This window comes from Mycobacterium tuberculosis H37Rv (assembly GCF_000195955.2).
GTDB classification, from domain to species: domain Bacteria; phylum Actinomycetota; class Actinomycetes; order Mycobacteriales; family Mycobacteriaceae; genus Mycobacterium; species Mycobacterium tuberculosis.
Genome location: NC_000962.3, coordinates 3,738,152 through 3,753,267, shown reverse-complemented (window position 1 = coordinate 3,753,267; position 15,116 = coordinate 3,738,152). Strand labels below are relative to the sequence as shown.

Genomic DNA, 15,116 nt, shown 5'->3' with positions numbered 1-15,116 from the left:
AGTTTGTCGAAGTGCCCGCGCTCACCACGTCGTGGTGAGACGATGAGGTGTGAACGCATCGTGAGCGGCAGAGGTAGGGGCGGTTGAATTTTCCAGTTCTGCCACCGGAAATCAACTCCGTGCTGATGTATTCGGGTGCGGGGTCGAGCCCGTTGCTGGCGGCGGCCGCGGCGTGGGATGGGCTGGCTGAGGAGTTGGGGTCGGCGGCGGTGTCGTTTGGGCAGGTGACGTCGGGCCTGACGGCGGGGGTGTGGCAGGGTGCGGCGGCGGCGGCGATGGCGGCCGCGGCGGCCCCGTATGCGGGGTGGTTGGGTTCGGTGGCGGCGCAGGCCGTGGCGGTGGCCGGGCAGGCGCGGGCCGCGGTGGCGGCGTTTGAGGCGGCGTTGGCGGCGACGGTGGATCCGGCGGCGGTGGCGGTCAACCGGATGGCGATGCGGGCGTTGGCGATGTCGAACCTGCTGGGGCAGAACGCCGCAGCGATCGCGGCCGTCGAGGCCGAGTACGAGTTGATGTGGGCCGCCGATGTGGCGGCGATGGCCGGCTACCATTCCGGCGCGTCGGCTGCTGCCGCGGCGTTGCCGGCGTTCAGCCCACCGGCGCAGGCGTTGGGGGGTGGTGTCGGCGCGTTCCTCAATGCTCTATTTGCCGGACCCGCGAAGATGTTGAGGCTTAACGCGGGCTTGGGCAATGTCGGTAATTACAACGTCGGGTTGGGCAATGTCGGGATATTCAACCTGGGCGCAGCCAATGTCGGTGCGCAGAATTTGGGTGCTGCCAACGCCGGTAGCGGGAATTTCGGTTTCGGCAATATCGGCAACGCCAACTTCGGGTTCGGCAACTCGGGTCTTGGGTTGCCGCCGGGCATGGGCAATATTGGGTTGGGCAATGCGGGCAGCAGCAACTACGGCCTCGCAAACCTGGGTGTGGGCAACATCGGTTTTGCCAACACGGGTAGCAACAACATCGGGATCGGGTTGACCGGGGACAACCTGACTGGCATTGGGGGCCTGAATTCAGGAACCGGTAATCTGGGGTTGTTCAACTCCGGCACCGGCAACATTGGGTTCTTCAATTCGGGGACCGGCAACTTCGGGGTATTCAACTCGGGCAGCTACAACACCGGTGTCGGTAATGCGGGGACGGCCAGTACCGGGTTGTTCAACGTTGGTGGGTTCAACACGGGTGTGGCCAACGTGGGTAGCTATAACACGGGCAGCTTCAACGCGGGCAACACCAATACGGGTGGCTTCAACCCGGGCAACGTCAACACCGGCTGGCTGAACACCGGCAACACCAACACCGGCATCGCCAACTCGGGCAATGTCAACACCGGCGCGTTCATCTCGGGCAACTTCAGCAACGGTGTGCTGTGGCGGGGTGACTACGAGGGCCTGTGGGGGCTCTCCGGTGGATCGACCATTCCGGCGATCCCCATTGGTCTCGAGCTCAACGGCGGCGTCGGCCCCATCACCGTGTTGCCGATCCAGATTTTGCCCACCATCCCGCTCAACATTCACCAAACCTTCAGCCTCGGCCCGCTGGTCGTTCCGGACATCGTGATCCCCGCTTTTGGTGGCGGTACGGCCATACCTATCAGCGTCGGCCCCATCACCATCTCGCCCATCACCCTGTTCCCGGCTCAGAACTTCAACACGACTTTCCCCGTCGGCCCCTTCTTTGGCTTGGGGGTCGTCAACATTTCAGGAATCGAAATCAAAGATCTTGCCGGCAACGTCACCCTCCAATTAGGTAACCTTAATATCGACACCAGAATTAACCAGTCATTCCCGGTGACCGTCAACTGGAGTACCCCGGCAGTAACGATCTTCCCGAATGGCATCAGTATTCCCAACAATCCACTGGCGCTGCTGGCCAGCGCGTCGATCGGCACGCTGGGATTCACGATCCCGGGCTTCACCATTCCCGCTGCGCCGCTGCCGCTGACGATCGACATAGACGGCCAGATTGACGGCTTCAGCACCCCGCCGATCACGATCGACCGCATCCCGCTGAACCTCGGCGCCAGCGTCACTGTCGGCCCTATCCTGATCAACGGCGTTAATATCCCGGCGACCCCGGGCTTTGGCAACACGACCACCGCTCCGTCGTCGGGTTTCTTCAACTCCGGCGACGGTGGGGTGTCGGGCTTCGGGAATTTCGGTGCGGGCAGCTCGGGTTGGTGGAACCAGGCGCAGACCGAGGTGGCTGGGGCGGGTTCGGGTTTCGCCAATTTCGGTTCGCTGGGATCGGGTGTGCTGAACTTCGGCTCGGGTGTGTCGGGGCTGTACAACACCGGCGGGTTGCCGCCGGGGACCCCGGCGGTGGTCTCGGGCATCGGCAATGTTGGTGAGCAGCTGTCGGGGTTGTCCTCGGCGGGGACGGCACTCAACCAGAGCCTCATCATCAATCTCGGGTTGGCCGATGTGGGCAGCGTAAACGTCGGTTTCGGCAACGTCGGGGACTTCAACCTGGGTGCGGCCAATATCGGCGACTTGAACGTGGGTTTGGGCAATGTCGGCGGCGGCAACGTCGGGTTCGGCAATATCGGCGATGCCAACTTCGGGTTGGGCAATGCGGGTCTGGCGGCGGGCCTGGCCGGGGTGGGCAACATCGGGTTGGGCAATGCCGGCAGCGGCAACGTCGGCTTCGGCAACATGGGTGTGGGCAACATCGGGTTCGGTAACACCGGCACCAACAACCTCGGGATTGGGCTGACCGGGGACAACCAGACTGGGATCGGCGGCTTGAACTCCGGTGCCGGCAACATCGGGTTGTTCAACTCCGGCACCGGCAACGTCGGGTTGTTCAACTCCGGGACCGGGAACTTCGGGTTGTTCAACTCGGGCAGCTTCAACACCGGCATCGGCAATGGCGGAACGGGCAGTACTGGGCTTTTCAATGCCGGTAATTTCAATACCGGTGTGGCCAACCCTGGGTCGTACAACACGGGCAGCTTCAATGTGGGTGACACCAACACCGGTGGTTTCAACCCGGGCAGCATCAACACCGGCTGGTTCAACACCGGCAACGCCAACACCGGCGTCGCCAATTCGGGCAATGTCGACACCGGCGCCCTCATGTCGGGCAACTTCAGCAACGGCATCTTGTGGCGAGGCAACTTCGAGGGCCTGTTCGGCCTGAACGTCGGCATCACGATTCCCGAATTCCCGATCCACTGGACTTCAACCGGCGGCATCGGCCCCATTATCATCCCGGACACCACGATCCTTCCCCCCATCCACCTGGGCCTCACGGGACAAGCGAACTACGGCTTCGCCGTGCCGGACATCCCCATTCCGGCAATCCACATCGACTTCGACGGTGCCGCCGACGCCGGCTTCACCGCCCCGGCCACCACCCTGCTTTCTGCGCTGGGCATTACCGGACAATTCAGGTTCGGCCCGATCACCGTCTCAAACGTCCAGCTCAATCCGTTCAACGTTAACCTCAAGCTTCAGTTCCTCCACGACGCGTTCCCAAATGAATTTCCCGATCCCACAATCTCGGTTCAGATACAGGTCGCCATACCCCTTACTTCGGCAACGCTGGGCGGATTGGCCCTGCCGCTGCAGCAGACCATCGACGCCATCGAATTGCCGGCAATCTCGTTCAGCCAATCCATACCCATCGACATTCCGCCGATCGACATCCCGGCCTCCACTATCAACGGAATTTCGATGTCGGAGGTCGTGCCGATCGATGTGTCCGTCGACATTCCGGCGGTCACCATCACCGGCACCAGGATCGACCCGATTCCGCTGAACTTCGACGTTCTCAGCAGCGCCGGACCCATCAACATCTCGATCATCGACATTCCGGCGCTGCCGGGCTTTGGCAACTCGACCGAGCTGCCGTCGTCGGGCTTCTTCAACACCGGCGGCGGTGGCGGCTCGGGCATCGCCAACTTCGGCGCGGGGGTGTCCGGCTTGCTGAACCAGGCCTCGAGTCCGATGGTGGGGACGCTCTCCGGCCTGGGCAATGCCGGCAGCCTGGCATCCGGTGTGCTGAACTCCGGCGTCGACATCTCGGGCATGTTCAACGTGAGCACGCTGGGCTCCGCGCCGGCGGTGATCTCGGGTTTCGGCAACCTGGGCAACCACGTGTCGGGGGTGTCCATCGATGGCCTGCTGGCGATGCTGACCAGCGGCGGGTCGGGCGGCTCCGGGCAGCCGAGCATCATCGACGCGGCGATCGCCGAGCTGCGGCACCTGAATCCGCTGAACATCGTCAACCTGGGCAACGTCGGCAGCTACAACCTCGGCTTCGCCAACGTCGGCGACGTCAACCTGGGCGCGGGCAACCTCGGCAACCTCAACCTCGGCGGTGGCAACCTCGGCGGGCAGAACCTGGGGTTGGGCAACCTCGGGGACGGCAACGTCGGGTTCGGCAACCTCGGCCACGGCAATGTCGGGTTCGGCAACTCGGGCCTGGGGGCGCTGCCGGGGATCGGCAACATCGGGTTGGGCAACGCCGGCAGCAACAACGTCGGCTTCGGCAACATGGGCCTGGGCAACATCGGGTTCGGCAATACCGGCACCAACAACCTCGGGATCGGGCTGACCGGCGACAACCAGACCGGGTTCGGCGGCCTGAACTCCGGTGCCGGCAACCTGGGGTTGTTCAACTCCGGCACCGGCAACATCGGGTTCTTCAACACCGGGACCGGAAACTGGGGGTTGTTCAACTCGGGCAGCTACAACACCGGCATCGGTAACAGCGGAACGGGCAGTACCGGGCTTTTCAATGCCGGGAGTTTCAACACGGGTCTGGCCAATGCCGGTAGTTACAACACCGGCAGCCTCAACGCGGGCAACACCAACACCGGCGGCTTCAACCCTGGCAATGTCAACACCGGCTGGTTCAACGCCGGCCACACCAACACCGGCGGCTTCAACACGGGCAATGTCAACACCGGCGCGTTCAACTCCGGCAGCTTCAACAACGGCGCGCTGTGGACCGGTGATCACCACGGGCTGGTCGGCTTCTCCTACAGCATCGAAATCACCGGCAGCACCCTGGTGGACATCAACGAAACCCTCAACCTCGGTCCCGTCCACATCGATCAGATCGATATTCCCGGCATGTCGCTGTTCGACATCCACGAACTCGTCAACATCGGGCCCTTCAGGATCGAGCCCATCGATGTCCCCGCAGTGGTGCTGGACATCCACGAAACGATGGTCATCCCGCCCATCGTCTTCCTGCCGAGCATGACGATCGGCGGTCAGACCTACACGATTCCGCTCGACACGCCCCCGGCCCCCGCCCCGCCGCCCTTCAGACTTCCGTTGCTGTTCGTGAATGCGCTCGGCGACAACTGGATCGTTGGGGCGTCCAACTCAACCGGAATGAGTGGTGGCTTTGTCACCGCACCCACTCAGGGCATCCTGATCCATACCGGTCCCAGCAGCGCAACCACCGGTAGCCTCGCACTAACCCTCCCAACCGTCACCATCCCAACGATCACGACATCGCCTATCCCGCTCAAGATCGATGTGTCGGGCGGTCTTCCGGCCTTCACGCTGTTCCCCGGTGGCCTCAACATCCCGCAAAATGCGATCCCGTTGACCATCGATGCGTCCGGCGTGCTGGATCCGATCACGATATTCCCGGGTGGTTTCACGATCGATCCGCTGCCACTGAGCCTGGCCCTCAACATCAGCGTGCCGGACAGCAGCGTTCCGATCATCATCGTTCCGCCGACGCCCGGCTTCGGGAACGCGACCGCCACCCCGTCGTCGGGTTTCTTCAACTCCGGCGCGGGCGGGGTGTCGGGTTTCGGCAACTTCGGGGCCGGCAGCTCAGGCTGGTGGAACCAGGCGCATGCCGCGTTGGCGGGCGCGGGCTCGGGCGTTCTCAACGTTGGCACGCTGAACTCGGGTGTGCTGAACGTCGGCTCGGGGATATCGGGGCTGTACAACACCGCTATCGTGGGTTTGGGGACGCCGGCGCTGGTGTCGGGTGCCGGCAACGTGGGCCAGCAGCTGTCGGGGGTGTTGGCGGCCGGGACGGCGTTGACCCAAAGCCCCATCATCAACCTCGGGTTGGCCGATGTCGGCAACTACAACCTCGGGTTGGGCAACGTTGGGGACTTCAACCTGGGCGCGGCCAACCTCGGCGACCTCAACCTAGGGTTGGGCAATATCGGGAACGCCAACGTCGGCTTCGGCAATATCGGCCACGGCAACGTCGGGTTTGGCAATTCGGGCCTGGGGGCGGCGCTCGGCATCGGCAATATCGGGTTGGGCAATGCGGGCAGCACCAACGTTGGCCTGGCCAACATGGGTGTGGGCAACATCGGGTTCGCCAACACCGGCACCAACAACCTCGGGATTGGGCTGACCGGCGACAACCAGACCGGCATCGGCGGCTTGAACTCCGGTGCCGGCAACATTGGCCTGTTCAACTCCGGCACCGGCAACATCGGGTTCTTCAACTCCGGGACCGGAAACTGGGGGTTGTTCAACTCGGGCAGCTTCAACACCGGCATCGGTAATAGCGGAACGGGCAGTACTGGGCTTTTCAATGCCGGTGGTTTCACTACGGGTCTGGCCAACGCCGGGTCGTACAACACGGGCAGCTTCAATGTCGGTGACACCAACACCGGTGGCTTCAACCCGGGCAGCATCAACACCGGCTGGTTCAACACCGGTAACGCCAACACCGGCATCGCGAACTCGGGCAATGTCGACACCGGCGCCCTCATGTCGGGCAACTTCAGCAACGGCATCCTGTGGCGGGGCAACTACGAAGGCCTATTCAGCTATTCCTACAGCCTCGACGTTCCCCGGATCACCATCCTGGACGCGCATTTCACCGGGGCCTTCGGCCCGGTGGTCGTCCCGCCCATCCCGGTTCTGGCGATCAACGCGCACCTGACCGGCAACGCGGCGATGGGCGCCTTCACCATCCCGCAAATCGATATTCCCGCCCTCAATCCGAACGTCACCGGAAGCGTCGGCTTCGGCCCCATCGCGGTCCCCTCGGTCACCATTCCCGCCCTGACCGCCGCACGAGCGGTCCTCGATATGGCCGCGTCGGTCGGGGCGACCAGCGAAATAGAGCCGTTTATCGTCTGGACGTCATCCGGTGCGATCGGCCCAACGTGGTACTCGGTCGGCAGAATCTACAACGCCGGTGACCTGTTCGTCGGCGGCAATATCATCTCGGGAATCCCGACGCTCAGCACGACCGGCCCGGTGCATGCCGTCTTCAATGCGGCATCTCAGGCGTTCAACACCCCGGCGCTCAATATTCACCAGATCCCGTTGGGTTTCCAGGTGCCGGGCAGCATCGACGCGATCACCCTGTTCCCCGGTGGTCTGACGTTCCCGGCGAACTCGCTGCTGAACCTGGATGTGTTCGTCGGCACCCCCGGCGCCACCATTCCGGCGATCACGTTCCCGGAGATCCCGGCGAACGCCGACGGCGAACTCTACGTCATCGCCGGCGACATCCCGCTGATCAACATCCCGCCCACCCCGGGCATTGGGAACACCACCACCGTTCCGTCGTCGGGCTTCTTCAACACCGGGGCGGGCGGGGGCTCGGGTTTCGGCAACTTCGGCGCGAACATGTCGGGGTGGTGGAACCAGGCGCACACCGCTTTGGCAGGCGCGGGTTCGGGTATTGCCAACGTCGGCACACTGCACTCCGGCGTGCTCAACCTCGGTTCGGGGCTGTCGGGGATCTACAACACCAGCACGCTGCCGCTTGGGACGCCGGCGTTGGTGTCGGGCCTGGGCAACGTCGGTGATCACCTGTCGGGCTTGTTGGCCTCCAACGTGGGGCAAAACCCCATCACCATCGTCAACATCGGGTTGGCTAACGTCGGCAACGGCAACGTCGGCCTCGGCAACATCGGCAACCTCAACCTGGGTGCGGCCAACATTGGCGACGTGAACCTGGGATTCGGCAACATTGGCGACGTGAACCTGGGCTTCGGCAACATCGGCGGCGGCAACGTCGGGTTCGGCAATATCGGCGATGCCAACTTCGGGTTCGGGAATTCGGGTCTGGCGGCGGGCCTGGCCGGCATGGGCAATATCGGGCTGGGCAACGCCGGCAGCGGCAACGTCGGCTGGGCCAACATGGGCCTGGGCAACATCGGGTTTGGCAACACCGGCACCAACAACCTCGGGATCGGGCTCACCGGCGACAACCAGTCCGGCATCGGCGGCTTGAACTCCGGCACTGGCAACATTGGCCTGTTCAACTCCGGCACAGGCAATATCGGCTTCTTCAACTCCGGGACTGCCAACTTCGGGTTGTTCAACTCCGGCAGCTACAACACCGGTATCGGCAACTCCGGGGTGGCCAGCACCGGGTTGGTCAACGCCGGCGGCTTCAACACCGGTGTGGCAAACGCCGGGTCGTACAACACGGGCAGCTTCAATGCTGGTGACACCAACACCGGTGGCTTCAACCCAGGCAGCACCAACACCGGCTGGTTCAACACCGGTAACGCCAACACCGGCGTCGCCAACGCGGGCAATGTCAACACCGGCGCCCTCATCACGGGCAACTTTAGCAACGGCATCTTATGGCGGGGCAATTACGAGGGCTTGGCCGGCTTCTCCTTCGGGTACCCCATTCCGCTGTTCCCCGCGGTGGGCGCCGACGTCACCGGCGACATCGGCCCCGCCACCATCATTCCGCCCATCCACATCCCGTCCATCCCGTTGGGCTTCGCCGCGATCGGCCACATCGGGCCGATCAGCATCCCGAACATCGCCATCCCCTCGATCCACCTGGGCATCGATCCCACCTTCGACGTCGGCCCTATCACCGTGGACCCCATCACCCTCACCATCCCTGGCCTAAGTTTGGATGCTGCCGTCTCGGAGATCAGGATGACGTCCGGAAGCAGCTCCGGATTCAAGGTCAGACCCAGCTTTTCATTCTTCGCGGTCGGACCCGACGGCATGCCCGGGGGCGAGGTCTCCATACTTCAACCATTCACCGTGGCACCCATCAACTTGAACCCGACGACACTGCACTTCCCCGGATTCACCATTCCCACCGGACCCATCCACATCGGCCTGCCGCTGTCGCTGACCATTCCGGGCTTCACCATCCCGGGCGGCACCCTGATTCCCCAACTCCCGCTGGGCCTCGGTTTGTCCGGCGGCACCCCACCCTTTGATCTCCCGACGGTCGTTATCGACCGGATCCCGGTGGAGTTACACGCCAGCACCACCATCGGCCCCGTCAGCCTCCCGATTTTCGGGTTCGGCGGAGCACCGGGCTTTGGCAACGACACCACCGCGCCGTCGTCGGGCTTCTTCAACACCGGCGGTGGTGGCGGGTCCGGCTTCTCCAACTCCGGGTCGGGCATGTCGGGGGTGCTCAACGCGATCTCGGATCCGCTGCTCGGGTCGGCGTCGGGCTTCGCCAATTTCGGCACCCAGCTCTCCGGCATCCTCAACCGTGGCGCGGGCATCTCGGGCGTGTACAACACGGGCACGCTTGGCCTGGTCACATCGGCCTTCGTCTCGGGCTTTATGAACGTCGGCCAGCAGCTGTCGGGCCTGCTGTTCGCGGGCACCGGGCCGTAACCGGCCGTTGGTCACACCGGGATTGACCTCACCGCGACGTCTTCTCGAACGTCTCCGCGCTGCCGTCGACCTCGGCTTCAGGGCGGCATCACCGATCGCGTATGAAATAAGAAGTCCTCCCAGGCATCACGATCGAAGTTGACGCTTCTCAACCCTCGCCGTCGGCCATCTCCCGCAGCTCATCTACAGACTTGGCGAACGCCCTTCGCCCCGGGCGTCCTTGCTGACAAGTGTCGTGGAGCTGGCTGAGCGGCGATGACCGTGAGGGCCGTTTTGCGGCGCACTGTTGGCGCCCAGTGGCCGATCCTGGCGGGGGTCAACTTCTGGCGCCGTGGTGCGCTGCTGATCGGTATCGGCGTTGGGGTGGCGGCGGTGCTGCGGTTGGTGTTGTCCGAGGAACGGGCCGGCCTGTTGGTGGTGCGCAGCAAGGGGATCGATTTCGTGACGACCGTGACGGTCGCGGCGGCCATGGTCTATATCGCATCCACCATTGACCCGTTGGGGACGGGCTAGAACCGGGTACCTTTCGCCTGCTCCGGTGGTGCCATTGCCGACCGATCCTGGCGCGGCTGACCACGGTGCGGCAAAGCTAGCAACCGATCCAATTGATGTTCTGCGTTTTCCGCGCTCTCGGCCTTTGGTGTGCGTTATGCCACGGTGATTGGTTAAACATGTGTGCACTGTGCACTGAGATCCCGAAGACTTTCGTAATCCCCCCCTTTCCTGCGCTGGTCACGAGCAGAATAAACGCGACGAGATTGGCAGCCGGAGTGCTTCGAGATGTCTATTGCTGCGCCGCAACGCAACGACCGGGTGAATCGATCCGCTAAACGTGGCGTTCGCCCGAGAACCGCCTAGGGCCATGGGATCGCTCGGGTTGCCGCCGGCGGTCAAGGCTCGCGCGAGCCGGCTGTACGCGCCATTGGTGTTGGAGGAATGGTCATGTCGCTGATGGTGGCGCCGGAGCTGGTGGCGGCGGCCGCGGCGGACTTGACCGGGATTGGGCAGGCCATCAGCGCGGCGAATGCGGCGGCAGCGGGCCCGACGACGCAGGTGTTGGCGGCCGCCGGTGATGAGGTGTCGGCGGCGATCGCGGCGTTGTTTGGTACCCACGCGCAGGAGTACCAGGCGTTGAGCGCCCGGGTGGCGACGTTTCATGAGCAGTTTGTGCGCTCGCTGACCGCGGCTGGCAGCGCGTATGCGACTGCCGAGGCGGCGAATGCATCACCGCTGCAGGCGCTGGAGCAGCAAGTGTTGGGTGCGATCAACGCGCCCACACAGCTGTGGTTGGGGCGCCCGCTGATCGGTGATGGCGTTCACGGGGCGCCGGGGACCGGGCAGCCCGGTGGGGCCGGGGGGTTGTTGTGGGGTAATGGCGGTAACGGCGGTTCGGGGGCGGCCGGTCAAGTCGGTGGGCCCGGCGGCGCGGCCGGGTTGTTCGGCAACGGCGGGTCCGGCGGGTCCGGCGGGGCCGGCGCTGCCGGCGGTGTCGGCGGATCCGGCGGGTGGTTGAACGGCAACGGCGGGGCCGGCGGGGCCGGCGGGACCGGCGCTAACGGTGGTGCCGGCGGCAACGCCTGGTTGTTCGGGGCCGGCGGGTCCGGCGGCGCCGGCACCAATGGTGGCGTCGGCGGGTCCGGCGGATTTGTCTACGGCAACGGCGGCGCCGGCGGGATCGGCGGCATCGGAGGTATAGGCGGCAACGGTGGCGACGCCGGGCTGTTCGGGAACGGCGGCGCCGGGGGGGCCGGGGCCGCGGGCCTGCCGGGTGCCGCCGGCCTCAACGGCGGCGACGGCAGCGACGGCGGCAACGGCGGAACCGGCGGCAACGGCGGGCGCGGCGGGTTATTGGTTGGCAACGGCGGGGCCGGCGGGGCCGGCGGCGTCGGCGGCGACGGTGGTAAGGGCGGCGCTGGCGATCCGAGTTTCGCCGTCAACAACGGTGCCGGCGGTAACGGCGGTCACGGCGGCAACCCCGGCGTGGGCGGGGCCGGTGGGGCCGGCGGCCTGCTGGCGGGTGCGCACGGTGCCGCCGGCGCCACCCCCACCAGCGGCGGCAACGGCGGCGATGGCGGCATCGGCGCCACCGCCAACTCACCCCTACAAGCCGGCGGGGCCGGCGGTAATGGCGGTCATGGCGGGTTGGTCGGCAACGGCGGCACCGGCGGCGCCGGCGGTGCCGGTCATGCGGGTTCCACCGGCGCTACCGGTACCGCCTTACAACCGACGGGCGGTAACGGCACCAATGGCGGCGCCGGGGGCCACGGCGGTAATGGCGGAAATGGCGGCGCCCAGCACGGCGACGGCGGCGTCGGCGGCAAGGGCGGTGCCGGCGGTAGCGGCGGCGCCGGCGGAAACGGATTCGACGCCGCCACCTTGGGTTCGCCCGGTGCCGATGGCGGTATGGGCGGCAACGGCGGCAAGGGCGGTGACGGCGGCAAGGCCGGTGATGGCGGAGCCGGTGCCGCCGGTGATGTGACCTTGGCCGTCAACCAGGGTGCCGGCGGTGACGGCGGCAACGGCGGTGAAGTGGGCGTTGGCGGCAAGGGTGGGGCCGGCGGTGTTAGCGCGAACCCGGCCCTGAACGGTTCGGCCGGGGCGAACGGCACCGCGCCCACCAGCGGCGGCAACGGTGGCAACGGAGGTGCCGGCGCCACCCCCACCGTCGCGGGAGAAAACGGCGGCGCCGGTGGTAACGGCGGCCATGGCGGGTCGGTCGGTAACGGCGGTGCGGGTGGTGCCGGCGGAAATGGCGTCGCCGGCACCGGCCTTGCCCTCAACGGCGGCAACGGCGGCAACGGCGGCATCGGCGGCAACGGCGGATCGGCGGCCGGCACGGGCGGGGACGGCGGCAAGGGCGGCAACGGGGGCGCCGGAGCCAACGGCCAAGACTTCTCCGCGTCCGCCAATGGCGCGAATGGCGGACAGGGCGGCAACGGCGGCAACGGCGGCATCGGCGGCAAGGGTGGTGACGCCTTCGCCACGTTCGCTAAGGCCGGCAACGGCGGTGCCGGCGGCAACGGCGGCAATGTGGGCGTTGCCGGCCAGGGTGGGGCCGGCGGCAAGGGCGCCATTCCAGCCATGAAGGGTGCGACCGGCGCCGATGGCACCGCACCCACCAGCGGCGGTGACGGCGGCAACGGCGGCAACGGCGCCAGCCCCACCGTCGCGGGCGGCAACGGCGGTGACGGCGGCAAGGGCGGCAGCGGCGGGAATGTCGGCAATGGCGGCAATGGCGGGGCCGGCGGCAACGGCGCGGCCGGCCAAGCCGGTACGCCGGGCCCTACCAGCGGTGATTCCGGCACCTCGGGCACCGACGGTGGGGCTGGCGGCAACGGCGGGGCGGGCGGCGCCGGCGGAACACTGGCCGGCCACGGCGGCAACGGTGGTAAGGGTGGTAACGGCGGCCAGGGTGGCATCGGCGGCGCCGGCGAGAGAGGCGCCGACGGCGCCGGCCCCAATGCTAACGGCGCAAACGGCGAGAACGGCGGTAGCGGTGGTAACGGTGGCGACGGCGGCGCCGGCGGCAATGGCGGCGCGGGCGGCAAGGCGCAGGCGGCCGGGTACACCGACGGCGCCACGGGCACCGGCGGCGACGGCGGCAACGGCGGCGATGGCGGCAAAGCCGGTGACGGCGGGGCCGGCGAAAACGGCCTAAACAGCGGGGCCATGCTGCCGGGCGGCGGCACCGTAGGAAACCCCGGTACCGGCGGCAACGGCGGCAACGGCGGCAACGCCGGCGTCGGCGGCACCGGAGGCAAGGCCGGCACCGGCTCCTTGACGGGCTTGGACGGCACCGACGGCATCACCCCCAACGGCGGTAACGGCGGCAATGGCGGCAACGGCGGCAAGGGCGGCACCGCCGGCAACGGGAGCGGCGCGGCCGGCGGCAACGGCGGCAACGGCGGCTCCGGCCTCAACGGCGGTGACGCCGGCAACGGCGGCAACGGCGGTGGGGCGCTGAACCAGGCCGGCTTCTTCGGCACGGGCGGCAAAGGCGGTAACGGCGGCAATGGCGGTGCCGGCATGATCAACGGCGGCCTCGGCGGCTTCGGCGGCGCCGGCGGTGGCGGCGCCGTTGACGTCGCCGCGACAACGGGCGGCGCTGGCGGCAATGGCGGTGCCGGCGGCTTCGCTAGCACCGGGTTGGGTGGCCCAGGCGGCGCCGGCGGTCCCGGCGGCGCGGGCGACTTTGCTAGCGGTGTTGGCGGTGTCGGCGGCGCCGGCGGGGACGGCGGTGCCGGCGGGGTCGGCGGCTTCGGCGGCCAGGGCGGCATCGGCGGGGAAGGGCGCACAGGCGGCAACGGCGGTAGCGGCGGCGACGGCGGTGGCGGCATTTCCTTAGGCGGCAACGGCGGCCTCGGCGGCAACGGCGGCGTCTCCGAGACTGGGTTTGGCGGCGCCGGCGGCAACGGCGGCTACGGCGGTCCGGGAGGCCCCGAAGGCAATGGCGGCCTCGGCGGCAACGGCGGCGCCGGCGGCAACGGCGGCGTCAGCACCACGGGCGGCGACGGCGGCGCCGGCGGCAAGGGCGGCAACGGCGGCGACGGCGGGAACGTCGGTTTGGGCGGTGACGCCGGCTCCGGCGGCGCGGGCGGCAATGGCGGTATCGGCACCGACGCGGGCGGTGCCGGAGGGGCCGGTGGCGCTGGCGGTAACGGCGGTAGCAGCAAAAGCACGACCACCGGCAACGCCGGCTCCGGTGGTGCCGGCGGTAATGGGGGCACTGGCCTCAACGGCGCGGGCGGTGCTGGCGGGGCCGGCGGCAACGCGGGTGTCGCCGGCGTGTCCTTCGGCAACGCTGTGGGCGGCGACGGCGGCAACGGCGGCAACGGCGGCCACGGCGGCGACGGCACGACGGGCGGCGCCGGCGGCAAGGGCGGCAACGGCAGCAGCGGTGCCGCCAGCGGCTCAGGCGTCGTCAACGTCACCGCCGGCCACGGCGGCAACGGCGGCAATGGCGGCAACGGCGGCAACGGCTCCGCGGGCGCCGGCGGCCAGGGCGGTGCCGGCGGCAGCGCCGGCAACGGCGGCCACGGCGGCGGTGCCACCGGCGGCGACGGCGGCAACGGCGGCAACGGCGGCAACTCCGGCAACAGCACCGGCGTCGCGGGCTTGGCCGGTGGTGCCGCCGGCGCCGGCGGCAACGGCGGCGGCACTTCCAGCGCCGCCGGCCACGGCGGCAGCGGCGGCAGCGGTGGCAGCGGCACCACGGGCGGCGCCGGCGCGGCCGGCGGCAACGGCGGCGCCGGTGCTGGCGGGGGCAGCCTGAGCACAGGCCAGTCCGGCGGCCCACGGCGGCAGCGGTGGTGCCGGTGGCAACGGCGGCGCTGGCTCGGCCGGCAACGGCGGCGCCGGTGGTGCCGGTGGCAACGGCGGTGCCGGCGGCAACGGTGGCGGTGGCGATGCCGGCAACGCCGGCTCAGGCGGCAATGGCGGCAAGGGCGGCGACGGTGTCGGCCCTGGCTCCACCGGCGGCGCGGGCGGCAAGGGCGGCGCTGGCGCCAACGGCGGTTCCAGCAACGGCAACGCTCGCGGTGGCAACGCCGGTAACGGCGG

General features: G+C 67.8%; 3 protein-coding genes and 3 other annotated features. All 3 genes read left to right on the top strand.

Translation table 11 applies throughout. The features are described 5' to 3' along the window. Positions 1–83: 83 nt before the first annotated feature. Positions 84–9,557, top strand: a complete 9,474-nt coding sequence (gene PPE55, locus Rv3347c) for a PPE family protein PPE55 (RefSeq protein ID YP_177963.1) — start codon at positions 84–86, stop codon at positions 9,555–9,557. A 105-nt stretch (positions 9,558–9,662) separates the two neighbouring features. Further along, positions 9,663–9,760, bottom strand: a repeat region (98 bp imperfect direct repeat 1, 82/98 bp identical to the second copy at 3770994..3771091). Beyond that, positions 9,758–9,866: a repeat region (109 bp imperfect direct repeat 1, 95/109 bp identical to second copy at 3769754..3769862), on the bottom strand. (Overlaps the previous feature by 3 nt.) Beyond that, positions 9,813–10,070 carry a transmembrane protein gene (locus Rv3346c; protein ID NP_217863.1) on the top strand — a complete coding sequence of 86 codons (258 nt, stop codon included), beginning with the start codon at positions 9,813–9,815 and terminating at the stop codon, positions 10,068–10,070. It overlaps the preceding feature by 54 nt. Beyond that, positions 9,864–10,070, bottom strand: a repeat region (207 bp imperfect direct repeat 1, 199/207 bp identical to second copy at 3769514..3769720). (Overlaps the previous gene by 207 nt.) Positions 10,071–10,493: 423 nt before the next feature. Continuing rightward, positions 10,494–15,110, top strand: a complete 4,617-nt coding sequence (PE_PGRS50, locus tag Rv3345c) for a PE-PGRS family protein PE_PGRS50 (protein ID YP_177962.1) — start codon at positions 10,494–10,496, stop codon at positions 15,108–15,110. The last annotated feature ends 6 nt before the right edge of the window (positions 15,111–15,116 follow it).